This window comes from Leifsonia poae (assembly GCF_027921845.1).
GTDB lineage: Bacteria > Actinomycetota > Actinomycetes > Actinomycetales > Microbacteriaceae > Leifsonia > Leifsonia poae.
Map to the genome: position 1 here is coordinate 505,400 of NZ_BSEN01000015.1, position 23,627 is coordinate 529,026.

A 23,627-nucleotide genomic window follows, 5' to 3' on the forward strand; every position below is an offset into this window, starting at 1 on the left:
GCTACTCGTGGCGCGCATCCCGGCGGTGTTCACATGACCGAAACGCGCCGGCGCTAGGGTGGCTGCATGCGTGATCTCCAGGCCAGAATCATCGAGGAACTCAACGTCAGCCCGACCATCGACCCGGCGGCCCAGATCGAGAAGCGGGTCGGCTTCCTCGTGGAGTACCTCAAGAACACGGGCGCGTCCGGGTACGTGCTCGGCATCAGCGGCGGGCAGGATTCCTCGCTCGCCGGCCGGCTCAGCCAGCTCGCGGTCGAGCGACTCGCCGAGCAAGGGGTCGAGGCCGAGTTCATCGCCGTGCGACTGCCGTACTCGGTGCAGCACGACGAAGACGACGCGCAGCTCGCGCTCTCGTTCATCCGCCCCCAGCGCACGGTGACGTTCAACATCAAGCGCGGCGTCGATGGCTTCCAGGACGAGTACCGCGACGCCGTCGGCGACGAGATGAGCGACTTCACGAAGGGCAACGTCAAGGCGCGCGCGCGCATGGTCGCCCAGTACGCGATCGCGGGCCAGCGCCGCCTTCTCGTGGTCGGCACGGACCACGCCGCCGAGGCGGTCACGGGATTCTTCACCAAGTACGGCGACGGCGGAACGGACATCCTGCCCCTCACCGGGCTCACCAAGCGTCAAGGGCGCGCGCTGCTCGAGCACCTCGAGGCGCCGGAGCGGCTCTACACCAAGGCGCCCACCGCCGACCTCCTCGACCACACGCCGGGCCAGACCGACGAGGACAACCTCGGCCTGACCTATGCGGACATCGACGACTTCCTCGAGGGCCGCGATGTTCCGGATGAGGTGGCGAGTGCCATCGAGGCCCGGTACCTGGCCACCGAGCACAAGCGGCGTGTTCCGGCCAGCATGTTCGACGAGTGGTGGCACGAGCGGGGCGACTACTCGAAGTAGGGACTGCAGCAACGGAAGAGGGCCGGCGGATGATCCGCCGGCCCTCTCTCGTTCGGGTGGAAGTGCGCGCGTCGATCAGACGGGCTGCGACAGCTTCGAGGTCGGAGCGGTGTCGGACGGGACCGTGTTGGACGGCACCGTGTCGGACGGGATCGGTGATGCGGGCGCGACCGTGTCGGCGTTGCCGACTCCGAACGGGTCCGCCGTGTCGTTCTGGGCGACGGGGACGTACTGCTGGTGATGCTGGTCGGCGACCCAGGCGTCCTGCTGGGCGATGAGCTGGCGCTCCGAGTCGTTGTTCTCGAACCGCCAGCGCTCGAGGTCGCCCTGGAAGATCTTGCGGGCGCGGCCCGGCTTGTTCTGCCACTCGATCAGGCGGTCGCGGAACTCGGCGATCGCGGGGTCGAGCTGGTAGCCGAAGGTGGCGGACGCGCGCTTCATCTCTGCGAGCTGGTGTCCGGCCCAGTTGGCGGCGATACCGGCGCCCTTGATGGGGAGCAGGCGCACCATGATGTCGGCCTGGCCGACGGCGCGGTCCGAGAGGACCTGTTCGCCGGGGGTCAGGGAATTCCATACGGATGCCTCGGTCGCCGCGTCGACGAGGGCCGCGATGGCCGACGCCTTCTGCGCGCGATCGGTGCGGGAGAGCAGGCCCTTGATCGCGCCGCGCGCGATCCAGGCTGCGAGCAACCCGGCGACGATCACGGCAACCGCGAGCACCACCGCATTGAAGATCATCGGCTGAGCGTCCGACGAAGTGAGCCAGTCTACGAAGTCATTCCACCACTGCATGGCGTGATGTTAACTCCGGATGCGCCGCTCTTCCGGGACCTCGCGCGCAGTGTCGCGGAGTCGTGACGCTCCCGTGACCGGCCGTGGGCGCAACCCGGTCGCGTTCGTCCGGAACTCCGGGCCGACACGCCCTGAGAAAGCGCACAACTCCGGAACGCGGGCCGGATTGCGCCCGTCGTTCCGGAGTTGTGCCGGCTCGTTGCCTCAGTCTTCGAGGTGCTCGGTGCCGTCGACCGCGTAGGGCTCGATGGCGGCGATCTCGTCCGCAGTCAGCGGGGGAGCATCCAAGGCTGCGACGTTCTGTTCGAGCTGCGCGACGCTCGACGCGCCGATCAGCGCGCTGGTCACCGCGGGCTGGCGAAGCACCCAGCGCAGCGCCAGCTGAGCGAGGGACTGGCCGCGCGCCGCAGCGATCTCGTTGAGCGCGCGCGCCCGCTCGAGGTAGACGGGGCTCAACTGCTTCTCCGACAGGAAGTGGCTGGTCGCCGCGCGCGAGCCGGCGGGGACCGTGCCGTCGAGGTAGCGGTCGGTGAGCATTCCCTGGGCGAGCGGCGAGAACACGATGCTCCCCGCACCGATCTCGTCGAGCACCGGGAAGAGGCCGTCTTCGATGTGACGGTCGAACATCGAGTAGCGCGGCTGGTGGATGAGCAGCGGGATCTTGTGCTCGGCCAGCGCGGCGGCCGCGGCGCGGGTCTGCTCCGGGTCGTAGTTCGAGATGCCGACGTACAGGGTCTTGCCCTGCTGCACGGCGCTGGCGAGCGCGCCCATGGTCTCCTCGATCGGCGTCTCGGGGTCGGGACGGTGCGAGTAGAAGATGTCGACGTAGTCGGTGCCGAGGCGCGCGAGACTCTGGTCGAGCGACGAGAGCAGGTTCTTGCGGGAGCCCCACTCGCCGTACGGGCCGGGCCACATGTAGTAGCCGGCCTTGCTGGAGATGACGATCTCGTCACGGTACGGGGCCAGATCTTCGCGCAGCAGGCGACCGAAGTTGGTCTCGGCGGTGCCGGCGGGCGGCCCGTAGTTGTTCGCAAGGTCGAAGTGCGTGATGCCGAGGTCGAACGCGCGCCGCACGATGGCCCGCTGGGTCTCGATCGGGCGCTCGTCGCCGAAGTTGTGCCAGAGGCCGAGCGACAGTGCGGGCAGCTTGAGGCCGCTGCGTCCGCTGCGGTTGTAGGTCATCGTGTCGTAGCGGTCGTCCGCCGGAACATAAGTCATGTCCACATCGTAGGAGAATGGTGCGCGTCGCAACGAAAGGGTTCCCATGCAGACGTTCGTCATCGCCGGAGGCTGCTTCTGGTGTCTGGATGCGGTCTACCGCGTGCTCCGCGGGGTGCAGGATGTCGTGTCGGGCTACACCGGCGGCACGACGGTCGACCCCACCTACGAGGAGGTCTGCACCGGGAGCACCGGTCACACCGAGGCGGTCGCCGTGACCTTCGATCCCGAGGTGATCCCCGCATCCGTGATCCTCGACGTGTTCTTCACGCTCCACGACCCGACGCAGCTCAACCGTCAGGGCGTCGACGTCGGCACCCAGTACCGCTCGGCGATGTTCTACGACGGCGACGAGCAGAAGGCGCTGTTCGATGCTGCCCTCGAGCGGGCGGCGACGTACTGGGACGGCACGATCGTCACCACGCTCGAGCCGCTCGGCACGTTCTACCGCGCCGAGGAGTACCACCAGGACTTCTTCGCGAAGAACCCGGGTCAGGGCTACTGTCTCGCCGTCGCGCAGCCGAAGGTGAACAAGATCCGCGCTTCGTATTCGCAGTACGTGATCGCGGCGTAACGGGTCTCCCGGCTCCCGCCTCCCGCCTCCACAGGGGCTCGCGTCGAGAGCCTTTCCCCAGGTTGATGCGCACGCGGTTTCCGGATGCTCATCCGTTCGAGACTCGTCAGCACCGCCATCCGGCGATGTTCCGAGGTTCCGAAGGAGAGCACCATGAACGATTCCCTGGCCACGCGCGGCTTCGTCGCCACCGCCCCCAACCACCTCGTCACGGCCGAGGGGCTGCCCATCACGACGTTCCGCCTCGCCGCGTCGCGTCGCCGGTTCAACCGGCAGACCCAGGCGTGGGAGAACACGGGCACCAATTGGTATACCGTCACGGCATTCCGGCAGCTCGCGCTCAACGTCGCCTCGTGCGTCTCGAAGGGCGACCCGGTGATCGTCTCCGGCCGGCTGAGCGTTCGGGAGTGGGAGAACGACGACCGCTCGGGGATCGTGGTCGAGATCGACGCGGATGCGGTCGGTCACGATCTCGGTTGGGGCAGCGCGTCGTTCGCGCGCACGATCCGCTCGGCGCCGATCGACGGGCACGGTGAGGGGGCGCCTGGCGGTGGGACACAAGGCAGCGGGACGCAGGGCGATGCTGTAGAGCGAGACGCGGCAGGTGGAGCTGCGGCTGAGGACACCGGGATGCCGGGCGACGGCTCGGACGCATCGCGAGGGCTGTCGAGTGGGTCGCGCGGCGACGGAGACGTTCACGCAGCCCCTGCCGGGGCCGGGATCGACCGCGACGCGGACGGCTGGGCTCTCCCGGTGACCGCGGAGGATTCACCCGCGGTGCCCTTCTAGAATGGCTCTCGCCCCCACCGCTACCGCAACGGAGACGAGATGACCGACGTGCGACGCCTCCCGATCGTCCGTCGATCCCGGGGGCGCGCGGCAGGGGTCTGGGGTGCAGCGACGGGGGCCATCATGGTCTCGGTTCTGCTGAGCGGATGCGTCGGCGGCGGCCCCGCGCCGACCCCGAGCACCGCGAGCGCGAGCCCGACGGCGACGGCGACGGCGACGCCGAGCCAGACCTCGAGTGCCATCGAGTTGCACCCCGATGGAACGGCGCAGCAGAATCTGCCGTTCTTCAACAAGGTCAACAAGGCCACCCTCGCGGCCAAGCCTGCTGCGCAGGGCCGCGACTTCATCGACGCGCTCGTGGCGGCGGGCTTCGTGAAGGCCGACATGCAGGTCACTCCGGATACGTCGACGATCGGCCTCAAGGCGAATTCGATCCAGTTCTCGGTGCGCATGGGCGACAGCTGCCTCATCGGACAGAACGGTGCGGATGCCGGCGGCTACAGCAGCCAGGTCACCCCGGTGCTCGGCACAGGTTCGTGCCTCATCGGCCAGACCCGCGCGATCGACTGGTAGCTCGCGCCGGCGGTGGTGGATGCCCGTGCAGGGCGTGCGTCGAGCCGTGCGTCGAGCCGTGCCCCGCGTTTATCCACAGGGCGCTGGCGGTGCACGAGCGTGAGCGGTCACCAACTGTCGCCACACACGCGGTTCCGGGCCGGCCAGCGACAATACGTGACCACTCACGGCGATGGCAGGGCGGTGTCACGGCGATGCCAGAGGTGGAGCGCAACGTGAGAGGAGGTATCGGGCAGCGAGGCCGGTGGGACCGGTGCGCCGCCCGCGCCCAATAGACTGGAGGGCATGGCCGAATACATTTACTCGATGGTGCGCGCCCGCAAAGCGGTCGGCGACAAGCTGATTCTCGACGACGTGACCATGTCGTTCCTGCCGGGGGCGAAGATCGGTGTCGTCGGCCCGAACGGTGCGGGTAAGTCGACCATCCTCAAGATCATGGCGGGGCTCGACACCCCGAGCAACGGCGAAGCCAAGCTCACGCCCGGTTACTCGGTGGGCATCCTGATGCAGGAGCCGCTGCTCGACGAGAGCAAGACGGTGTTGGAGAACGTGCAGGAGGGCGTCGGCGAGATCAAGTCGTACGTCGACCGCTTCAACGAGATCTCCGGGCTGCTCGCCGACCCCGACGCCGATTTCGACACCCTGCTCGCCGAGATGGGCACGCTGCAGGAGAAGATCGACGCCGCAGACGCGTGGGACCTCGACTCGCAGCTCGAGCAGGCGATGGATGCGCTCCGCTGCCCGCCGGGGGACTGGCCGGTCACGAGCCTCTCCGGTGGTGAGAAGCGCCGCGTCGCGCTCTGCAAGCTCCTGCTCCAGAAGCCCGACCTGCTGCTCCTCGACGAGCCCACCAACCACCTCGACGCCGAGAGCGTGCTCTGGCTCGAGCAGCACCTGGCCAAGTATCACGGTGCTGTGCTCGCCGTGACCCACGACCGGTACTTCCTCGACCACGTGGCCGAGTGGATCGCCGAGGTCGACCGCGGTCACCTGTACCCGTACGAAGGCAACTACTCGACCTACCTCGAGAAGAAGCAGGCTCGACTCGAGGTCCAGGGCAAGAAGGACGCCAAGCTCTCCAAGCGGCTTTCCGAAGAGCTCGACTGGGTGCGCAGCAACGCGAAGGGACGCCAGGCGAAGTCGAAGGCGCGTCTGGCGCGCTACGAGGAGATGGCGGCCGAGGCGGAGCGCACCAGAAAGCTCGACTTCGAAGAGATCCAGATCCCGCCGGGCCCGCGCCTCGGCCAGATCGTGATCGACGCGAAGAACCTCGAGAAGGGGTTCGCGGACCGCAAACTCATCGACGGTCTCACCTTCACGCTTCCGCGCAACGGCATCGTCGGCGTCATCGGCCCGAACGGCGTGGGAAAGACGACGCTGTTCAAGACGATCGTCGGTCTCGAACCGCTCGACGGCGGTGACCTCAAGATCGGTGAGACGGTCGAGATCTCGTACGTCGACCAGTCCCGCGGCGGCATCGACCCGAACAAGAGCCTCTGGGAGGTCGTGTCCGACGGGCTCGACTACATCCAGGTCGGCAAGATGGAGGTGCCGTCGCGCGCCTACGTCTCGACCTTCGGGTTCAAGGGACCGGACCAGCAGAAGAAGGCCGGCGTGCTCTCCGGTGGTGAGCGCAACCGCCTCAACCTGGCGCTGACGCTCAAGCAGGGCGGAAACCTCCTGCTGCTCGACGAGCCGACCAACGACCTCGACGTCGAGACGCTCTCGAGCCTCGAGAACGCGTTGCTCGAGTTCCCGGGTTGCGCCGTCGTGATCACACACGACCGGTGGTTCCTCGACCGCATCGCCACGCACATCCTCGCCTATGAAGGCACCGAGGAGGACCCGGCCAACTGGTACTGGTTCGAGGGCAACTTCGAGGCGTACGAGGAGAACAAGATCGAGCGCCTCGGCCCGGACGCGGCCAAGCCGCACCGCTCCGCGTACCGCAAGCTCACCCGCGACTGAGCCCCGCGCTCCCGCCCGGCCGTCGTATCCGTCGCGGCCGAGCGGGAGAACAGGCGCAGCACAGAGCTGGCGCAGCAAGCAACGACGCAGGAAGGCGAAGACGATGAGACTGCACGTGCCGATCAGGCTCCGCTGGAGCGACCTCGACGCCTACGGCCATGTGAACAACGCGGAGATGCTCCGCCTCCTCGAGGAGGCGCGCATCATCGCGTTCTGGATCACCGACGACGCAGAAGAGGCGGTCGGCGCGAGCACGGCGGTGCTCGACGGGCGGCCGGGTGCTGACACGCTCACGCTGATCGCGCGGCAGGAGATCGAGTACCTGGCGCCGATCCCGTACCTGCGGCAGCCGCTCGACGTGCAGCTCTGGCTCGGACGCCTCGGCGGCGCGAGCCTCGAGGTCTGCTACGAAGTGCACTCGCCCCGCGGAACCGAGCCCGACATCCTGTACGCGCGCGCCGCGACGACGATCGTGCTGGTGGATGCGGCGAGCGAGCGGCCGCGCCGCATCAACGACGGCGAGCGCGCGGCCTGGACGCCCTACCTCGACGAGCCGGTGCAGTTCACCAAGCGCGGCTGACCGCCGCGGCCGCCGCGGCCGCCGCTACCCGCGCAGGCCGACTTGCGTTGAATGTGCGGTCCGGAGCGTGCGCGAGCGCACATTCGGCGCAACTCGCTGGGACGGCTACTTCGTCACGGTGACTGTGTCACCCGACACCGAGGCGGTCAGCTTGCCGAGCGGCTGCTGAGCCGGGCCCTGGAGCACGTCGCCGGTCGTTCCGTCGAAGCGGGAGCCGTGGCACGGGCAGTCGAACTCCTTGCCCGTCGGAGCGACGGTGCAGCCCTGGTGCGTGCAGACCGCGCTGAAGGCCACGACCTTTCCTTCCGTGGGCTGCGAGACGACGACGGGCGTCGACCCGAGCTTCGCGGAGACAGCGCCTCCCACGGGGATCGAGGAGAGCGGCACGGTGACGGAGCCCGATTCGGAGCCGGCCGCGCCATCGGACGTGCACGCGGCGAGCAGCAGGGCGCCCGCGGACGCTCCGCCGATCGAGACGAGGGTGCGTCGGGTGAGCGGAGTCGGTTCGGTCATACTGAGTCCTCACGGGTCGGCGTAGCTTTGTAATACCGGTATCCACGAGTCTGCCGTGCGAACGGTTCAATGCGGGGCCGTGAAACGGTGAACCTTCTTTGAAGCGGCTTCGTGTATCTGGTGGAGGTGTGCATGCCGAACGAGGACGCGCGACTGCTCCGCGAGCTGCACGACCAGCACGCGCAGGCGGTGTGGCGCTACGTGGTGCACCTCACCGGCGACCGCGCGATGGCCGATGACGTCGTTCAGGAGACCCTCTTGCGCGCCTGGCGCCGGCCGGCGGTGCTCGACCAGTCGCAGTCCTCGGCGCGCGCATGGATGTTCACGGTGGCACGCAACCTGGTGATCGACGACAAGCGCAGCGCCCACAGCATCCACGAGATCGGCACCGATGTGCTGCCCGAGCGCGGTGGACCGAACGAGGCGGATGCCGTGCTCGACGCCTGGCTGGTGACGGACGCCCTCGCGGAGCTGTCCGACGAGCACCGCGCGGTGATCGTTCACGCGTACTACGGCGGACGTTCGATCGCCGAGATCTCACGGGAGCTCGACATTCCCGAGGGGACCGTCAAGTCGCGCATCCATTACGGGCTGCGCGCGCTGAGACTCGCACTGCAGGAGAGGGGGGTGACCGAGCGATGACGACTCACGACCAGTTCGCGACATGGGACGGCGCCTACGTGCTCGGGGCGCTGTCGCCCACCGAGCGCCGCGCATACGAGGAGCATCTGCGCACGTGCAGCGACTGCGCCACGTCGATGGGGGAGCTGGCCGGTCTCCCCGGCATCCTGGGCAGGGTCGCCCCCGACGACGCGTTCGCACTGCTCGACGACCCGACGGTCGCGCCCACCCCGCAACTGCTTCCGGCACTGCTGAGCGAGGCGCGTAGGCGCCGCACTCGTCGCCGATGGTGGACCGCCGGTGCGCTGGCCGCGGCGGCGGCCATCATCGCGATCTCGGCCGTGGTGGTGCCGTCCCTCGTCGCGCCTCCCGTCACGCAGCAGGCCGGAACGAGCGTCCAGATGACGCAGGTCGAGCCGAGCGCGTTGAGCGCCGACTTGAAGCTCGTCTCCGAGCCGTGGGGGACCCGTATCGAGTCGCGGTGCAGCTACGCCGAGTGGGCGGGGAGCGAGTCGGGGCGGGTCTGGACCTATGCGATGGTCGTCACCGACCGGAGCGGGGTCGCCACACAGATCTCGACCTGGACGGCGCAGGCGGGATCGACGGTCGAGCCGGTCGCCACGACCAGCGTGCCGCTGTCGAAGATCGCGAGCGTCGACATCCGCTCGGCGACCGACGGCACCGTGCTGCTGCGCAGCACCTTCGGGTAGCCGGGGCCCGGGGCGACGGGTTGGAAGGCGACGGGCTACGGGACGGCGCCTTACGGCACCCGCACCATCGCCTCCTGCGCCACGCTGGCGATCAGCCGGCCGTCACGGCTGTAGATACGGCCGAGCGAGAGGCCTCTGCCGCCGCTGGCCGACGGCGACTCCTGCAGGTAGAGCAGCCACTCGTCGACCCGGGCGTAGCGGTGCCACCACATGGCGTGGTCCAGGCTCGCCGCCTTGAGTCCGGGCGTGGCCCATGCGACGCCGTGCCGTCGCATGACCGACTCCATGATCGAGTAGTCGCTGGCGTAGGCGAGAGCGGCGCGGTGCAGCTCGGGGTCGTCCGGCAGCGTTCCGATCGCGCGGAACCACACGGCCTGGTGCGCCACCTGCTCGCCCTCGACCGTGAAGTAGATCGGCGAGGTGACGTGCCGGATGTCGAACGGGCGGTCGCTGGCCCAGTACTGTGCGACCGGATGGTCGATGTCGGCCAGCACCGCGGCCGAGCTCTGCAGCGACTCGGGATCCGGCAGGTCGTCCGGCATTTCGATCTGGTGCTCGAGGCCTTCGTCGTCGTCTTGGAACGAGGCGATCATCGACAGGATGGGCAGCCCGCTCTGATAGGCCTGGGTGCGCCTGGTCGAGAATGAGCGGCCGTCGTGGATGCGGTCGACCGAGAAGGTGATCGGCAGGTTGACGTCGCCCGGCCGCAGGAAGTAGCCGTGCATCGAGTGGATGGAACGGTCGTCGGGCACGGTGCGCTGGGCGGCCACGATGGACTGCGCGAGCACCTGGCCGCCGAAGACACGCCCGAGGGGCATCCATTGCGACGGTCCGGTGAAGATGTCCTCACTGGTGCGTGCGCCGGTGTCGGTCAGATCGAGCGCGGTCAGAAGGGATGCCAGGGGCTCGGTCACAGTGCCTCCATCGTGATGTCTCTTGGTAGTTTAGACAGCAGATGAGCCAGTCATTCTCCCTCTTGGATTCCCTCTCCGTGTCCGACCTGCAGACCTACCTGTCCCGGGCGGCCCGTGTGGAGGAAGGTTCGGTGCGCCTGATCGGCGGATCGGGCGTCCTCGCCGTGTACTCGGCGATCCTGTACCCGCGCGGCCTGCTCGACCAGACGCCGACGGTGCTCGGTCTGCGCACGTTCGCCATCCAGCCGGAGGTCGCGTTCGACGCGGTGGTGCCCATCCGGTCGCTGCTCGATCGCCTGGCGCGGATCTCCGACGCTCTCCCGGTTGGCGACGGCGTCGACGGCCCGGTAGAGGTCCGGATGCCGCTCGAGGTCTCCACGGTCACCTGGGCCGGCATCTCGCCGCCACGGGGCGGCTGGCGGCCCGTCGGCGACGCCTCCGCCGACCTGCTGCAGCAGACGGCGAAGGACGGCATCGCCGAGGTGGCCGAAGCGGTGCCGACGGGCACCGGCGAACAGCTCGTGCAGCGGGTGCGAGCCGAGGTCTGGGGCAAGCCGGTCGAGGGGCTGGAGTACATTCCGGCGGGCGCGGCGTTCGCCGCCGAGAGCCTCGGCTTCCTCGGCGAGGGCGAGCCGGTGTCCATCCTGGAGACCGGCCCATGGACGCGGCTCACGACGAAGCGCGGCCACGTGCTGGTGCGCCGGCAGGCCTGGACGCTGCGCGCGTAGCCGCAGCGCCTCACCCCGCAGCGCTCCACTCCGCAGCGCCTCACCCCGCAGCGCCCCGCAGCAGGCAGCCCGTGCGTCAGCCGCGCGCGATCGCCCGGCCCACCTGACGGCCAGAGAACAGGCAGCCGCCGAGGAACGTGCCCTCGAGGGCGCGGTACCCGTGCACGCCGCCGCCGCCGAACCCGCTCGCCTCCCCCGCCGCGTAGAGCCCGGCGACCGGCTCACCGCCGTCGCCGAGGACACGGCCGTCGAGGTCGGTCTCGATTCCGCCGAGGCTCTTGCGGGTCAGGATGTGCAGCTTCACCGCGATCAGCGGCCCCGCCGACGGATCGAGCAGCTTGTGCGGGCTGGCCACCCGGATCAGCTTGTCGCCGCGGTACTCCCTGGCCCCACGGATGGCCGCGAGCTGGAGGTCCTTGCTGAACGCGTTGTCGAGTTCGCGGTCGCGCTCCTGGATGTGCTGCGCGACGCGCTCGCTGTCGAGCGGCACATCGGAGAGTCGCTGCATCCCCGCCAGGAGTTCGTCGAGTGTGTCGGCCACGACGAAGTCGGCCCCCTTCTCCTTGAACGCCTCGACCGGCCCGGGCGCCCCGGGACCGATCCGCTTCGACAGCAGCCGCAGGTCTTTGTTCGTCAGGTCGGGGTTCTGCTCGCTGCCCGACAGCGCGAACTCCTTCTCGATGATCTTCTGGGTGAGCACGAACCAGCTGTAGTCGGCGCCGGTCGTGCGCAGGTGCTCCAGCGTGCCGAGCGTGTCGAATCCGGGGAACAGCGGCACGGGGAGACGCTCGCCCGACGCGTCGAGCCACAGCGACGACGGGCCGGGCAGGATGCGGATGCCGTGCTGCTGCCACACCGGGTTCCAGTTCTGGATGCCCTCGGTGTAGTGCCACATCCGGTCGCCGTTGATGAGGCGCGCTCCCGCCGCCTCGCTGATTCCGAGCATCCGGCCGTCGACGTGCGCGGGGACGCCGGACAGCATGTGCGTCGGGGGAGTGCCGAGCCGTTCCGGCCAGGCGGCACGAACCAGGTCGTGATTGCCGCCGATCCCGCCGCTGGTGACCGCGACGGCGGTGGCGCTGAGCTCGAACTCGCCGACGACTTCCCGGGAGCTGGGCGCCCCTCGGAGTGCCGGGTCCTCGGCGAGTATCGCGCCGCGCACGCCTGTGACGCGTCCGTCCTCAACGATGAGCTCGTCGACGCGGTGCCGGTGCAGCAGCGTGACGAGACCGGAGGCGACCCCCTGCTGCACGCGGCGCACGAACGGTGCGACGACACCGGGGCCGGTGCCCCACGTGATGTGGAAGCGCGGTACCGAGTTGCCGTGGCCGCCCGCGATGCCCGAGCCGCGTTCGGCCCAGCCGACGATCGGGAAGAAGCGCACACCTTTCTCGTGCAGCCAGGCGCGCTTCTCCCCGGCGGCGAACTGCAGGTAGGCCTCCGCCCAGCGCTTGGGCCAGTGGTCCTCCTCGCGATCGAAGCCGGCGCTGCCGAGCCAGTCCTGGCGCGCGAGGGCGAGGGAATCCTTCACGCCCATCCGGCGCTGCTCCGGCGAGTCGATGAGGAACAGGCCGCCGAACGACCACCACGCCTGTCCGCCGAGTGACGCGGCGGGCTCCTGCTCGACGATCGTCACGCGCTTGCCAGCGTCGATGAGCTCCGACGCCGCGACCAGGCCGGCGAGGCCCGCTCCGACGATGATGGCGTCTGACTCTGTGACTGCGTTGGTCATCCGGGTGTCTCCTTCGGCACAGGGGTGGTCGGGCGGGTGGGGCGGGTCTGGCGGGGGCCTGCCGCGCTCGTACGGGCCAGGCCTATTCTGTGGAGTATGGCGGTTCGAATCAACCACATCACGTTCGACAGCGCGAATGCCTATGAGCAGTCCCTGTTCTGGGCACAGGTGACCGGCTTCTCGGAGGACCCGGACGACCCCAATGGCCCGGATGACGAGGAGAACCTCATCATCAGTCCGGATGGCCTCACCCGGCTGCTCTTCATCAATGTGCCGGAGGGGAAGTCGGTGAAGAACCGGGTGCACCTCGACGTGGCACCGACCGACGGCACGCGGGATGACGAGGTCGAACGACTCCTCGCCCTGGGTGCGACGGTGTTCGCCGACCACCGGCTGCCGGATGGCCGCGGCTGGGTGGTGATGCAGGACCCGGAGGGCAACGAGTTCTGCGTCGAGCGCAGCCAGGCGGAGCGCGACGCGGCGGAGCTGGCGGCCCACCCCTCCTAGCGATCCGTTCCCGCGGCGCATCCCTCGGACTGGGGGAGTCCGCACGTGCCGGGTGCGCGGGTAGGGCGTGGCAGGCTGTGACTCGCGCGAGATCCGCGCTGAGGGGGAGTAGCCGCCATGTCCGACGCCCACGACGATCAGTCGACCACCGTTCCTGCCGAGCCTGTCGCCCCCGAGGTCTCGGTGCCGCCGGAGCTGGTCGGCCCCGCGGTCCCGGAGCCGGAGCGCGTCGCGCGCGGGCTCGCCCTCGCCTTGGTGGTGATCCCTGTCGGCGTCGCCGCCTGGGTGCTGCTCTGGAACATCGGCTTCATCGCGTCGATCGTGTCGTACGGCGTTTCGTTCGGGGCCGTCTGGCTCTACCGGGTCGGCTCGAAGGCACGGGTGACGCGGGCGTCGTTCTGGGGCGTCCTGGCGATCATCGTCGTCACGGTCGTGCTGAGCCTGGGTGCCGGCATCTTCTCCGACCTCGTGCAGGCCGTGGGCATCCCGTTGTCGGAGGCGCTCAGCGAGCCGCAGTTCTGGAGCCTGTTCTGGCGCAACATCTTCACCAACGGCGACCTCTGGAGCGCGTATCTCCCGCAGATCGTGCTCGCCCTGGCGTTCGCCGCGCTCGGCTGCTACCGCACCATCCGGATGCTCGCGAACGAGTCGCGCCGCTAGTCGCGCCGCGGCCCATGGCGGACCACAGCGCCGGTCACTCCTCGAACGTGTTCACCATCGCGAAGGCTGCCCGCTCCAGGTAGGCCCAGAGGGTCTCCTCCTGCAGGGGAGGCAGGTCGAGTTCCTCAACGGCAGCGCGCATGTGCGCGAGCCAGCGGTCGCGCGCGTCGGGATTGACCTTGAAAGGCATGTGCCGCATGCGCAGCCGCGGGTGACCGCGCTGCTCGCTGTAGGTGCCGGGGCCGCCCCAGTACTGCTCGAGGAACAGCGTCAACCGCTCGGCTGCCGGTTCGAGGTCCTCTTCCGGATACATCGGCTTGAGAACCGGGTCGCCGGCGACGCCTCGATAGAAGGCGTCGACGAGGCGTTTGAACGTCGCGTGCCCGCCGACCTGCTCGAAGAAGGTCTGCTCGACACCGGCGCCGTTCTCGCTCGAGCGGAGCACGACGGGACTGGGCGGGACCGTTCCGGCGCTCTCGGGACTGGTGGGGATGGTCACGTCACTCCTGCGGGGGCTTGGTGTTGGGCGGTTCGGCCGTGGGCGGTTCGGTCGGCTCGGCGGGGCCGGACGCGGTCGGCGTGGACGTGGTCGACGGCTTGGTGGTGGGCTTCGTGGTCGGCTTCGTGACGGGCCCCTTCGTGGACGGCGCCGGCTTCTGCGTCGCATCCGTGCCCGTCTCGATGGCGGTGCCCTTCAGACGGAGCGCGCGCGGGTCGGACGCGACGGTGGCGCCGCGCTTGGCGGCCGCGCGGGCCTTGCGTCCCTTCGGGGCCTCGTTCACGACCGGCGTCGGCCGGGTGCGAGGCGGTTTCGCGCCGGTCACGCTCGCCGCGCCGTCGAAGCCGCTGAGTACGATCGCGTTGAGCGACGGCAGCTTGACACCCATCTCGTCCAGCGCCGTCTTGAGGCGCATCCGGAGCTCGCGGGAGACGTCGTCTTTGGCGGTCGTGCGCGTCTTGAGCACGATGCGGATCACCATGGCCTCGGCCGAGATCGATTCGAGTCCCCAGATCTCGGGCTTCTCGAGGATGCGCGACCGCCACTTCGGGCTTGTCGCGAGCGCCGTCGCGGTCTCCATCATTTTGGCTTCGACGGCCTCGACGTCCGCGTCGTATGGCACCGCGAGATCGATGATCACGCGCGACCAGCCCTGCGACATGTTGCCGACCCGAAGGATCTCGCCGTTGCGCACGTACCAGAGCACGCCGTTGACGTCACGCACCTGCGTGATCCGGATGCCGACCCCCTCGACGACGCCGGTCGCCGGCCCGAGGTCGACGATGTCGCCGACGCCGAGCTGGTCCTCCATCACCATGAAGAGACCGTTGAGCACGTCTTTGACGATGTTCTGGGCGCCGAAACCGAGGCCGGCTCCGAGGGCGGCCGTGAGCAGCGCCAGCGAGCCGAGCGCAGTGGGAGCGAGGGTGTTGATCACCAGGATGATCGCGATGATGCCGATCGTCACGTTGACGATGTTCGTCAGCACCGTTCCGAGCGTTCGGGTGCGCTGCACCACGCGCACGGCGGCGAGCGGCGACGCGACCAGCGCCTGTGTGTCGGTGACGTTCTGGTTCTTCTTCACGCCGCTGACGATCTGGCGCACGACGCGCCTGATCACCACCCGCAGGATCCAGCTCAGCAGGAAGGCTCCGAGGATGATCGCCGCCACCTGCAGGAGGAGCCATCCACTCGCCACGGCCCACGCGCCGAGGTCGGTCCAGAAGTTCGATTGCAGCTTCAACATATGCGTACGAGCCTACCGAGCCGCGCCTTGGCGGGTGCTGGGTCTCGCCGTCAGGCCGCCCGCTGTGGGATCAGCGCTCGACGAGTCCGTTGTCGTACGCGAAGATCACGGCGTGCACGCGGTCGCGCAGCTGAAGCTTCGCGAGCACCCGGCCCACGTGGGTCTTGACCGTCGATTCGGTCAGGAAGAACTTCTCGCTGATCTCGCCGTTCGAGAGGCCCTCGGCGATCGCCAGCAGGATCTCGCGCTCGCGCGGGGTCAGCGCCGCCGTCGGGTCGGAGGCGGGCGTGCCAGCCGCGGCCGAGGCGGGGAGGACGTCGGCGAACAGTTCCAGCATCGAGCGGGTGACGCGGCCGGAGATGGCCGCGTCGCCGGCAGCCACGGCGCGGATCGCAGCGGTGAGCTCGGCCGGGCGGGCGTCCTTCAGGAGGAATCCGCTGGCGCCGGCCCGCAGTCCTCCGAAGGCGTACTCGTCGAGGTCGAAGGTGGTGAGGATGATGATCCGCGCATCCGGATTCGCGGCGACGATCCGGCGCGTGGCCTCGATTCCGTCGAGCGTCGGCATCCGCACGTCCATCAGGATGACGTCGGGACGCGACTCGACGGCGAGCCGAACGGCCTCGCCTCCGTCGCCCGCCTCGCCGACCACGGTCAGGTCGCTCTCGGCGTCGAGCACCATGCGGAAGCCCAGACGAACGAGCGCCTGGTCGTCGACGAGGAGCACACGGATGGGGGGACGATCGGTCACGAAGAACTCCTGGGCGAGATCGGTGCGGGCGGTGCGGGCGGTGTCGGCCGAGATGCCGAGTCGGGCGGAGATGCTGAGTCGGTCGGAGATGCTGCGTCGGGCGGTGAAACAGAGCTGGCCGAGGATGCCGCCGCCGGCGCGAGGGCGTCGAACTCCGCGCGCAGGCGCCACCCACGCCCGGCGCGTGGGCCGGCCTGAAGCGAGCCGCCGTACAGGCCGACGCGCTCGCGCAGCCCGAGCAGTCCGCGGCCGGAACCCTGGCCCGGCGTCCCTCGAACGGTGGCGTCGTCGTCGACGGTGATGGAGATCCGATCGGCCGCGAAGGTGATGCTCACCTCGACGGTGGTGGCGAGCGAGGCGTATCGCAGTGCATTGGTGAGCGCCTCCTGCACCACCCGGAAGACCGTGAGCTGCTGCCCGGTGTCGGTCGGCGGAGTCCCGGTCACGCTGATGCGGACCGGGAGTCCCGCCGCGCGGAAGCGCTCGACCAGCTCGCCGAGCTCGCCGAGACCCGGCTGCGGCGCGTGCTCGGCCCCGTTCCCCTCGGTCGCGCGCAGAACGCCGAGTAGGCGCCGCATATCACCCAGCGCCGAGCGCCCGGTCTCTGCGACCATCCGCATCGCATCCGCTGACCGTTCGGGGGCCGTCGCGACGAGCCCCGCGGAGCCGTCTGCGAGTGTCACCATCACCGTGAGACTGTGCGACACGATGTCGTGCATCTCGCGGGCGATGCGGCTGCGCTCCGCCGCAGCGGCGATCACGGCCTGCTGGTCGCGCTCGCGCGCGAGCTGCTGCGCCCGGTCGATGAGGGCGGCGAGATAGCGGCGCCGACCTCCGATGTTGTTGCCGATCAGCACCCACACGAGGGCGAGCACGATGACGATGACGCCCGACGCGATCGGTTCGTTGTCGAGCGGCGTGTAGAAGTTCACCTGCGCGAGGAGCCAGCCGGTGGTGAGCGCGATGACTGTCGCCGCCGAATAGGCCGCAAAGCCGATCCACGCGGCGCGCGCCGACCGGTAGACGGCCAGCGCGTAGAGCGCGAAGAGAGCGGGCACGAAGTCGATGTCGCGCGCGAGGGTGACACCGGCCAGCATCACCACCAGGGCGACGATGAACACCGCCCACGGCCGCTGGCGGCGCAGGAACAGCGCAGCCCCCGCGATGGCGTGCAGCACCAGGCGCGCGGCGAGCTGCCAGCTCGGCTCCATCACGATCGCAACGATGCCGGCCGTCAGGCTCGGCACCAGATAGACGCCGGCGATCAGGGCGTCGACCAGCACCGGATGCGCCGCGAAGAACCGCCGGATGGCGCCTGGCGGCCGCGGCAGCAACAGATCACCCCCGGCCGGAGAAGCCGTCCGGCCGGGGGTGATCGGGTCAGTGGTCATACGGGAACGCTACGCGTCGCGGCGCTTCATGACGACAGCGCCCGCGATGAACGAGACGGCGGTCCAGACGAGCACGATCAGCACGTTCTGCCACGGGTCGAGCTCGGTGCCCGCCCCGGCCATCGCCTGTCCGGCGTTGCTGATGAGGTACTTGGGCAGCTCGGCGATCCACTCCGTGGTGGCGAGCAGGCCGCCCACGATGCTGACGATGATCGGCAGGAGGAACACCACGCCGAGCGCCGCGGCGATGCCGCCCGCGGCCGAACGGAGCAGGGTGCCGAGCCCGAGCGCGAACACCGAGACCAGGCCCAGGTAGGCGCCGGCGCCGAGGATCGCCCAGACGGTGCCAGCCTCGGTGAGGTCCACGGGGAAGCCCTTGGACGACAGCACCGGTGCCGCGATGGCGTAGCCGGCGAGCGTGGTGACGATGCCGACGACGAACGAGCTGATGAAGAGCACGATCGCCTTGGCGACGAACACGGGCGTGCGACGCGGCACGGCGGCGAACGACGAACGGATCATGCCGGTCGAGTACTCGCCGGAGATCGCGAGCACACCGAGCACGGCGACGATCAGCTGACCGAAGTACACGCCGAACGACGCGGTGCTGGTGACGAAGGTCGCCTTTGCCGCGGCGGGCATCTGCGAGACAGCGCTCTCCGGGAAGCTGAAGGCGACAAGCGAGGTGATCCCGAGACCGAGCACCAGCACGATCGCGTACGACCAGAACGTGGAGCGCAGGGTGCGGAACTTGATCCACTCCGAGCGGACGACGCGCGGGAAGGTGAGGTGCCCGAGCGAGCTGTGCCGGGTGGTGGGTGCTACTGCGGTGCTCATCGGGAGACCTCCGTGCGGTATTCGACCTCGTCCTGCGTCAGTTCGAGGTAAGCCTCTTCGAGCGAGGCGTTGATGGGGGTGAGCTCGTGCAGCACGATGCCGAACTGCGCTGCCGCCTCGCCGATCTGCGCGGCGGAGAGGCCGGAGACCTCCAGCAGCTGGCTCTCGACGCCGGTGACGGTGACGTCGGGGCCGTTGACGGCGCGGGAGAGCTCCTCGGCCTGCGGGGTGCGGACGCGCACAGCGCCGCGGGTGGCGCCGGCGAGGATCTCGCCGACCGGGGCGTCGGCGAGGATGCGGCCGCGTCCGAGAACGATGATGTGGTCGGCCGTCTGGGCCATCTCGCTCATCAGGTGCGAGGACAGGAAGACGGTGCGGCCCTCGCTCGCCAGGTGCCTGGCGAACTGGCGCACCCAGAGCACGCCCTCGGGGTCGAGCCCGTTGACCGGCTCGTCGAGGATGAGTGTTGCGGGGTCGCCGAGCATGGCGGCCGCGATGCCGAGCCGCTGGCCCATGCCGAGCGAGAAGCCGCCGACGCGCTTGCCGGCGACCGCGTCGAGTCCGGTGAGTCCGATGACCTCGTGTACGCGCCGCTTCGGGATCCCGTGCGTCGCCGCCATCGCCAGCAGGTGGTTGTAGGCGGTTCGGCCGGTGTGCACGGCTTTCGCGTCGAGCAGGGCGCCCACCTCGGTGAGCGGGGAGCGATGTTCCACGTAGCGCTTGCCGTTCACGATCGCCGTGCCGTGCGTCGGCCGGTCGAGTCCCATGATCATGCGCATGGTCGTGGACTTGCCGGCGCCGTTCGGGCCGAGGAAGCCGGTGACCTTGCCCGGTTGGATGGTCGCTGTGATGTCGTTGACCGCGGTCTTCGAGCCGTAGGTCTTGGTGAGACGATCGAGTTGGATCATGGATACGACTCTATTGATGCGCTCCGCTCCCGTCATCGATCAGGAGTGCAGTGTGTCGAACGGATGGCGTGGTACCGAAGTACCACGCCATCCGTCGGTCACTGCAACAAGGTGGAGGCTACTGTGCGTCGCGCTCCTGGGCGGCGATCGCCCGCTCGACCCCGGCGAGGTTCTCGACGACCAGACGGCGCAGCGCCGCCGGCTCCTGGTTGGCGTCGAGCCACGCGCGCGTCGCGTCGCGCAGCTCGGCGTTCGCCAGCGGCGCCGGATACATTCCGGCGACGAGGTACTCGGCGATCTTGTAGCTCCGTGACTCCCACACTCCCTGCAGCGCCTCGAAGTACGGGGCCACGAAGGCCGCGAGCACGCTCTTGTCGGCCGCGCGCTGGAAGCCGAGGCCCGTGTAGCGCACGATCGCGTTCGGCGCGGAGTCCGTGGCGAACACCGAGTCCCACGCCGCCTGCTTCCCCTCGAGCGTCGGGATGGACGCCGAGGCCTGCGCGGCGAACTGCGCGCCGTTGGCGGTGTTGTCCGCCGCGAGCGCCGCAGCGATCTCGTCCTGGCCGGCCGCGCCGCCCGCGACGAGCGCGATCAGCAGCTCCCACGCGAGGTCGGTGTCGACCGTGAGGCCGGGAAGGGTCGTCGAGCCGTCGCGGAGGGCCGCGATTGCTGCGAGGTGCTCGTCGGTCGACGCCAGCGCGGCGAAGAACTTGACGAACTGGAACTGCGCGTCGCTGCCGGCCTCCGCCTGCTGCGCGAGGGCCCACAGAGCCGAGGCGGCCTCTTCGGCCGTCGCCTGCTGACGCTCCGGCGCGACGTACGAGCCTGCGGCGAGCGCGAGCTGGCTCAGCGTGGTGCGGATCGTGGTCGACTCGGTCTCGGTCGCGATGTTGCCGAGCACCAGGCGCACGTAGTCGCTCGCCGGCGTCTCGGCGTCGCGGGTCGCATCCCAGGCCGCACCCCAGACGAGCGAGCGGGCGAGCGGGCTCTCGATCTTCGCGAGGTGCTCGATGGCGACGGCGAGCGAGTCCTCGTCGAGACGGATCTTCGCGTACGCGAGGTCGTCGTCGTTGAGCAGCACGAGCGCCGGGCGCTTCTGCCCGACCAGTTCGGCCACCTCGGTGCGCTCACCGTCGACATCCAGTTCGAGGCGGTGCTCGCGCACCAGGGCGCCGTCGACCAGGTTGTAGAAGCCGATGGCGAGGCGGTGCGGCCGGATGGTCGGGTAGTCGGCAGCAGCGGTCTGCAGCACGGCGAACGAGGTGATGGTGCCGTCGGCATCCACCGCGATCTCCGGGCGCAGCGTGTTCACGCCGGCCGTCTCGAGCCACTTGGCCGCCCAGTCGGTGAGGTCGCGGCCGCTGGTGGCCTCGAGCTCGACGAGGAGGTCGCGCAGCTCGGTGTTGGAGTGCTCGTGCTTCTTGAAGTACTTCGCGACGCCGGCGAGGAAGTCGTCCTGCCCCACCCACGCGACGAGCTGCTTGAGCACGGAGGCGCCCTTGGCGTACGTGATCCCGTCGAAGTTCACCTGAACGTCTTCGAGGTCGTTGATGGTGGCGACGATCGGGTGCGTCGACGGCAGCTGGTCCTGCTTGTACGCCCAGCTCTTCTCCATCGCCGCGAACGTGGTCCAGGCCTCGGTCCACTCGGTGGCCTCAGCGGTGGCGAGCGTCGACGCGTACTCGGCGAACGACTCGTTCAGCCACAGGTCGTTCCACCACTTCATGGTGACCAGGTCGCCGAACCACATGTGGGCGAGCTCGTGGAGGATCGTGACGACCCGGCGCTCCTTGATGGCGTCGGTGACCTTCGATCGGAACACGTAGGTCTCTGTGAAAGTGACGGCTCCTGCGTTCTCCATCGCGCCCGCGTTGAACTCGGGGACGAACAGCTGGTCGTACTTCTCGAACGGGTACGCGTAGTCGAACTTCTCCTCGTAGAACGCGAATCCTTCGCGGGTCTTGTCGAAGATGTAGTCGGCGTCGAGGTACTCGGAGAGGCTCTTGCGGGTGTAGACCCCGAGCGGGATGGTGCGGCCGTCGCTGCTGGTCAGCTCGCTGTGCACCGAGTCGTACGGTCCGGCGATGAGCGCGGTGATGTACGACGAGATGCGGCTGGTCGCGGGGAACGACCAGGTCTTCGCGTCGTCGCCGGCGTCGACGGGCTGCGGCGTGGGGGAGTTGCTGACGACCACCCAGTGCGCGGGTGCGGTAACCGTGAAGGTGAACTCGGCCTTGAGGTCGGGCTGCTCGAAGACGGCGAACATCCGGCGCGAATCCGGGACCTCGAACTGGCTGTACAGGTAGACCTCGCCATCGACAGGGTCGACGAAACGGTGCAGTCCCTCACCGGTGTTGGTGTAGATCGCGTCGGCCACGACCGTGAGCTCGTTCTCAGCGGCGAGACCGTCGAGCTGGATGCGCACGCCGTCGCTGACCTGGGCGGGGTCGAGCTCCGCTCCGTTCAGCGTCACCGAGTGCACGGTGCGGGTGATCGCGTCGATGAAGGTCGACGCGCCCGCCTCGGCCGAGAACCGCACGGTCGTCGTGCTGAGGAAGGTCTCCGACCCGCGGGTCAGATCGAGGGTCACGTCATAGCTGTGGGTGCGGATGAGCGCTGCGCGCTCCTGTGCTTCGACGCGGGTGAGGTTTTCTCCTGGCAACGCTGGCTCCTTCGGATGCGTGGTGGATCGTGTCCAACAGACAACCCTAGACGCATCCCTAAACTGGACTCCATGCGCATCCACATCGCCACCGATCACGCCGGTCTCGATTTCAGCACTTATCTCCAGAAGCACCTCACCGACGCGGGCCACGAGGTCGTGGACCACGGGCCGACGAGCTTCGACGCTCTCGACGACTATCCGGCCTTCTGCATCAACGCGGCCAAGGCGGTCGTCGTCGACCAGCAGGCGGGCGTCGAGGCGCTCGGTGTGGTCTTCGGAGGTTCTGGCAACGGCGAGGCGATCGCCGCCAACAAGGTGCGCGGGGCGCGCGCGGCACTGGTCTGGAACAACAGCACGGCGGTGCTCGCCCGTCAGCACAACGACGCCAACGTCATCTCGATCGGCGCCCGTCAGCACACCGTCGAGGAGGCCACCGCCTTCATCGACGCCTTCATCGCCGAGCCGTTCTCGTTCGAGGAACGGCACGTGCGCCGGATCGCCCAGCTCGCCGAGTACGAAGCCACCGGCGACATCGCGGGCAAGAACGTGGACCGCTGATGCCCGAGGGTCACTCCGTCCACCGCATCGCGCGACAGTTCGCGGCGAACTTCGTCGGGAGCACCGTCGCCGTGTCGTCGCCGCAGGGCCGCTTCGCGGAGGGGGCGACCCGCATCGACGGCCACCGGATGATCGATGCCAGGGCCGTCGGCAAGCAGATGTTCCTCGAGTTCGACAACGACCTGTGGCTGCGCGTGCACCTCGGCCTCTACGGAGCGTGGGACTTCGCCGGTGACATCAGCGTCGACCCGACCATCGCCGCAGCGAACGGGCGGATGGGCCAGACCAACCAGCGCGGCACCGTGCTCGACAGCGCCGGCGAGAACTCGCTGCACAGCATCGGTGCTCCGCGGCGCACCCGGCTCCGGATGTCGGAGTCGGAGAAGCTCGAGCCGGAGATCACCGAGTTCCCGCCGGAGCCCATCGGGCAGGTGCGCGTGCGCCTGCTCACCGACACGGCGGTCGCCGACCTCAGGGGCCCGACCGCGTGCGAGGTGCTGGACCCGGCGCAGGTCGACGCCGTCATCGCGAAGCTCGGACCGGACCCGATCGTGGACGACGGCCCTGAGGCGGAGAACCGGTTCGTGACGGCCGTGCGCAAGAAGGGGACGCCGATCGGTCTGCTGCTGATGGACCAGTCGGTCGTGAGCGGGATCGGCAACGTCTACCGTGCCGAACTGCTGTTCCGTGCGCGTCAGAACCCGCACACTCCGGGCAAGCAGGTCTCGGAGGAGACGGCCAGGGCCCTCTGGCGCGACTGGGTGAGGCTGTTGCGGATCGGGGTCGAGACCGGTCAGATGATGACGATGGACGACCTGGACGACGAGTCGTACCGCAAGGCGATGGCCTCCCGCGACGACCGGCACTGGGTCTACAAGCGCGAGGGCTTGCCGTGCCGGATCTGCGGCACCCATATCCTTCTCGAGGAGATGGCCGGCCGCAAACTGTACTGGTGCCCGGTCGATCAGGCCTGAGAAGGGAAGGTGG

General features: G+C 69.1%; 25 protein-coding genes. 13 read left to right on the top strand and 12 right to left on the bottom strand.

The genetic code is table 11. The annotated features are described in order from the left end of the window. Positions 1-66: 66 nt before the first annotated feature. A complete protein-coding gene (gene nadE / locus PKE84_RS17145) occupies positions 67-909 on the top strand; it encodes an NAD(+) synthase (RefSeq protein ID WP_271178463.1) in 843 nt (280 codons plus the stop codon). Positions 910-984: 75 nt separating this feature from the next. Here the strand turns inward: nadE and PKE84_RS17150 are convergent, their stop codons facing one another. Further along, positions 985-1,701, bottom strand: a complete 717-nt coding sequence (locus PKE84_RS17150) for a hypothetical protein (protein ID WP_271178464.1) — start codon at positions 1,699-1,701, stop codon at positions 985-987. A 204-nt stretch (positions 1,702-1,905) separates the two neighbouring features. After that, positions 1,906-2,919 (bottom strand): aldo/keto reductase, encoded by a 1,014-nt coding sequence (locus PKE84_RS17155; protein ID WP_271178465.1) that lies wholly within the window; start codon positions 2,917-2,919, stop codon positions 1,906-1,908. Between the two features lie 46 nt (positions 2,920-2,965). Here PKE84_RS17155 and msrA point away from each other — a divergent pair, with 46 nt between their 5' ends. The 5 genes from msrA (at position 2,966) to PKE84_RS17180 (ending at position 7,403) form a co-directional block, all read left to right on the top strand. Then, positions 2,966-3,493 carry a peptide-methionine (S)-S-oxide reductase MsrA gene (gene msrA, locus PKE84_RS17160; protein ID WP_271178466.1) on the top strand — a complete coding sequence of 176 codons (528 nt, stop codon included), beginning with the start codon at positions 2,966-2,968 and terminating at the stop codon, positions 3,491-3,493. Positions 3,494-3,646: 153 nt separating this feature from the next. Next, the gene (locus PKE84_RS17165; RefSeq protein WP_271178467.1) at positions 3,647-4,282 is read left to right on the top strand and encodes a single-stranded DNA-binding protein; all 636 of its coding nucleotides are present in this window, start codon (positions 3,647-3,649) and stop codon (positions 4,280-4,282) included. A gap of 39 nt (positions 4,283-4,321) precedes the next feature. After that, a complete protein-coding gene (locus tag PKE84_RS17170; protein ID WP_271178468.1) occupies positions 4,322-4,855 on the top strand; it encodes a DUF6993 domain-containing protein in 534 nt (177 codons plus the stop codon). A 285-nt stretch (positions 4,856-5,140) separates the two neighbouring features. Beyond that, the gene (ettA, locus tag PKE84_RS17175) at positions 5,141-6,823 is read left to right on the top strand and encodes an energy-dependent translational throttle protein EttA (RefSeq protein ID WP_271178469.1); all 1,683 of its coding nucleotides are present in this window, start codon (positions 5,141-5,143) and stop codon (positions 6,821-6,823) included. 103 nt (positions 6,824-6,926) lie between these two features. Continuing rightward, positions 6,927-7,403: an acyl-CoA thioesterase gene (locus PKE84_RS17180; RefSeq protein ID WP_343881455.1), complete on the top strand. Its 477-nt coding sequence runs from the start codon at positions 6,927-6,929 to the stop codon at positions 7,401-7,403. A 105-nt stretch (positions 7,404-7,508) separates the two neighbouring features. Here PKE84_RS17180 and PKE84_RS17185 read toward each other — a convergent pair whose 3' ends face one another. Continuing rightward, positions 7,509-7,916 (bottom strand): QcrA and Rieske domain-containing protein, encoded by a 408-nt coding sequence (locus PKE84_RS17185; RefSeq protein WP_271178470.1) that lies wholly within the window; start codon positions 7,914-7,916, stop codon positions 7,509-7,511. Between the two features lie 132 nt (positions 7,917-8,048). On the opposite strand from PKE84_RS17185, the gene PKE84_RS17190 reads away from it, so the two are divergent. Beyond that, positions 8,049-8,558: a sigma-70 family RNA polymerase sigma factor gene (locus PKE84_RS17190; protein WP_271178471.1), complete on the top strand. Its 510-nt coding sequence runs from the start codon at positions 8,049-8,051 to the stop codon at positions 8,556-8,558. After that, positions 8,555-9,247: a zf-HC2 domain-containing protein gene (locus PKE84_RS17195; RefSeq protein ID WP_271178472.1), complete on the top strand. Its 693-nt coding sequence runs from the start codon at positions 8,555-8,557 to the stop codon at positions 9,245-9,247. The genes PKE84_RS17190 and PKE84_RS17195 overlap by 4 nt, the downstream gene beginning before the upstream one ends. A gap of 50 nt (positions 9,248-9,297) precedes the next feature. Here the strand turns inward: PKE84_RS17195 and PKE84_RS17200 are convergent, their stop codons facing one another. Further along, on the bottom strand, positions 9,298-10,161 hold the full coding sequence (locus tag PKE84_RS17200) for an acyl-CoA thioesterase (protein WP_271178473.1): 864 nt from the start codon (positions 10,159-10,161) through the stop codon (positions 9,298-9,300). Positions 10,162-10,202: 41 nt separating this feature from the next. Between PKE84_RS17200 and PKE84_RS17205 the strand changes: the two genes are divergently transcribed. Further along, positions 10,203-10,889: a DUF8185 domain-containing protein gene (locus PKE84_RS17205; RefSeq protein ID WP_271178474.1), complete on the top strand. Its 687-nt coding sequence runs from the start codon at positions 10,203-10,205 to the stop codon at positions 10,887-10,889. 76 nt (positions 10,890-10,965) lie between these two features. Here PKE84_RS17205 and PKE84_RS17210 read toward each other — a convergent pair whose 3' ends face one another. Continuing rightward, entirely contained in the window at positions 10,966-12,621 is a 1,656-nt protein-coding gene (locus tag PKE84_RS17210) for an FAD-binding dehydrogenase (RefSeq protein WP_271178475.1), read from the bottom strand. 96 nt (positions 12,622-12,717) lie between these two features. On the opposite strand from PKE84_RS17210, the gene PKE84_RS17215 reads away from it, so the two are divergent. Then, positions 12,718-13,128: a VOC family protein gene (locus PKE84_RS17215; protein ID WP_271178476.1), complete on the top strand. Its 411-nt coding sequence runs from the start codon at positions 12,718-12,720 to the stop codon at positions 13,126-13,128. A 117-nt stretch (positions 13,129-13,245) separates the two neighbouring features. Continuing rightward, positions 13,246-13,788: a hypothetical protein gene (locus tag PKE84_RS17220; protein WP_271178477.1), complete on the top strand. Its 543-nt coding sequence runs from the start codon at positions 13,246-13,248 to the stop codon at positions 13,786-13,788. Positions 13,789-13,822: 34 nt separating this feature from the next. Here the strand turns inward: PKE84_RS17220 and PKE84_RS17225 are convergent, their stop codons facing one another. From PKE84_RS17225 to pepN, 7 genes are all read right to left on the bottom strand, one after another. Beyond that, on the bottom strand, positions 13,823-14,233 hold the full coding sequence (locus PKE84_RS17225; RefSeq protein WP_271178934.1) for a globin: 411 nt from the start codon (positions 14,231-14,233) through the stop codon (positions 13,823-13,825). 55 nt (positions 14,234-14,288) lie between these two features. Beyond that, positions 14,289-15,533, bottom strand: a complete 1,245-nt coding sequence (locus PKE84_RS17230; protein WP_271178478.1) for a mechanosensitive ion channel family protein — start codon at positions 15,531-15,533, stop codon at positions 14,289-14,291. A gap of 70 nt (positions 15,534-15,603) precedes the next feature. Further along, positions 15,604-16,281 carry a response regulator gene (locus PKE84_RS17235; protein ID WP_271178479.1) on the bottom strand — a complete coding sequence of 226 codons (678 nt, stop codon included), beginning with the start codon at positions 16,279-16,281 and terminating at the stop codon, positions 15,604-15,606. Continuing rightward, entirely contained in the window at positions 16,278-17,672 is a 1,395-nt protein-coding gene (locus PKE84_RS17240) for a sensor histidine kinase (RefSeq protein WP_271178480.1), read from the bottom strand. The genes PKE84_RS17235 and PKE84_RS17240 overlap by 4 nt, the downstream gene beginning before the upstream one ends. Positions 17,673-17,681: 9 nt before the next feature. After that, on the bottom strand, positions 17,682-18,509 hold the full coding sequence (locus PKE84_RS17245) for an ABC transporter permease subunit (protein ID WP_271178481.1): 828 nt from the start codon (positions 18,507-18,509) through the stop codon (positions 17,682-17,684). After that, positions 18,506-19,417, bottom strand: a complete 912-nt coding sequence (locus PKE84_RS17250) for an ATP-binding cassette domain-containing protein (protein WP_271178482.1) — start codon at positions 19,415-19,417, stop codon at positions 18,506-18,508. Before PKE84_RS17250 ends, PKE84_RS17245 begins: the two co-directional genes overlap by 4 nt. Before the next feature lie 118 nt (positions 19,418-19,535). Then, a complete protein-coding gene (gene pepN, locus PKE84_RS17255; RefSeq protein ID WP_271178483.1) occupies positions 19,536-22,079 on the bottom strand; it encodes an aminopeptidase N in 2,544 nt (847 codons plus the stop codon). Between the two features lie 72 nt (positions 22,080-22,151). Between pepN and PKE84_RS17260 the strand changes: the two genes are divergently transcribed. Further along, a complete protein-coding gene (locus tag PKE84_RS17260) occupies positions 22,152-22,640 on the top strand; it encodes a ribose-5-phosphate isomerase (protein ID WP_271178484.1) in 489 nt (162 codons plus the stop codon). Next, positions 22,640-23,614 carry an Fpg/Nei family DNA glycosylase gene (locus PKE84_RS17265; RefSeq protein ID WP_271178485.1) on the top strand — a complete coding sequence of 325 codons (975 nt, stop codon included), beginning with the start codon at positions 22,640-22,642 and terminating at the stop codon, positions 23,612-23,614. Before PKE84_RS17260 ends, PKE84_RS17265 begins: the two co-directional genes overlap by 1 nt. Positions 23,615-23,627 lie beyond the last annotated feature (13 nt).

Coding starts and splice junctions, on each gene's coding strand:
- nadE (WP_271178463.1), top strand. CDS start 67: ATGCGTGATCTCCAGGCCAGAATCATCGAGGAACTCAACGTCAGCCCG.
- PKE84_RS17150 (WP_271178464.1), bottom strand. CDS start 1,701: ATGCAGTGGTGGAATGACTTCGTAGACTGGCTCACTTCGTCGGACGCT.
- PKE84_RS17155 (WP_271178465.1), bottom strand. CDS start 2,919: ATGACTTATGTTCCGGCGGACGACCGCTACGACACGATGACCTACAAC.
- msrA (WP_271178466.1), top strand. CDS start 2,966: ATGCAGACGTTCGTCATCGCCGGAGGCTGCTTCTGGTGTCTGGATGCG.
- PKE84_RS17165 (WP_271178467.1), top strand. CDS start 3,647: ATGAACGATTCCCTGGCCACGCGCGGCTTCGTCGCCACCGCCCCCAAC.
- PKE84_RS17170 (WP_271178468.1), top strand. CDS start 4,322: ATGACCGACGTGCGACGCCTCCCGATCGTCCGTCGATCCCGGGGGCGC.
- ettA (WP_271178469.1), top strand. CDS start 5,141: ATGGCCGAATACATTTACTCGATGGTGCGCGCCCGCAAAGCGGTCGGC.
- PKE84_RS17180 (WP_343881455.1), top strand. CDS start 6,927: ATGAGACTGCACGTGCCGATCAGGCTCCGCTGGAGCGACCTCGACGCC.
- PKE84_RS17185 (WP_271178470.1), bottom strand. CDS start 7,916: ATGACCGAACCGACTCCGCTCACCCGACGCACCCTCGTCTCGATCGGC.
- PKE84_RS17190 (WP_271178471.1), top strand. CDS start 8,049: ATGCCGAACGAGGACGCGCGACTGCTCCGCGAGCTGCACGACCAGCAC.
- PKE84_RS17195 (WP_271178472.1), top strand. CDS start 8,555: ATGACGACTCACGACCAGTTCGCGACATGGGACGGCGCCTACGTGCTC.
- PKE84_RS17205 (WP_271178474.1), top strand. CDS start 10,203: ATGAGCCAGTCATTCTCCCTCTTGGATTCCCTCTCCGTGTCCGACCTG.
- PKE84_RS17210 (WP_271178475.1), bottom strand. CDS start 12,621: ATGACCAACGCAGTCACAGAGTCAGACGCCATCATCGTCGGAGCGGGC.
- PKE84_RS17215 (WP_271178476.1), top strand. CDS start 12,718: ATGGCGGTTCGAATCAACCACATCACGTTCGACAGCGCGAATGCCTAT.
- PKE84_RS17220 (WP_271178477.1), top strand. CDS start 13,246: ATGTCCGACGCCCACGACGATCAGTCGACCACCGTTCCTGCCGAGCCT.
- PKE84_RS17230 (WP_271178478.1), bottom strand. CDS start 15,533: ATGTTGAAGCTGCAATCGAACTTCTGGACCGACCTCGGCGCGTGGGCC.
- PKE84_RS17240 (WP_271178480.1), bottom strand. CDS start 17,672: ATGACCACTGACCCGATCACCCCCGGCCGGACGGCTTCTCCGGCCGGG.
- PKE84_RS17245 (WP_271178481.1), bottom strand. CDS start 18,509: ATGAGCACCGCAGTAGCACCCACCACCCGGCACAGCTCGCTCGGGCAC.
- PKE84_RS17250 (WP_271178482.1), bottom strand. CDS start 19,417: ATGATCCAACTCGATCGTCTCACCAAGACCTACGGCTCGAAGACCGCG.
- PKE84_RS17260 (WP_271178484.1), top strand. CDS start 22,152: ATGCGCATCCACATCGCCACCGATCACGCCGGTCTCGATTTCAGCACT.
- PKE84_RS17265 (WP_271178485.1), top strand. CDS start 22,640: ATGCCCGAGGGTCACTCCGTCCACCGCATCGCGCGACAGTTCGCGGCG.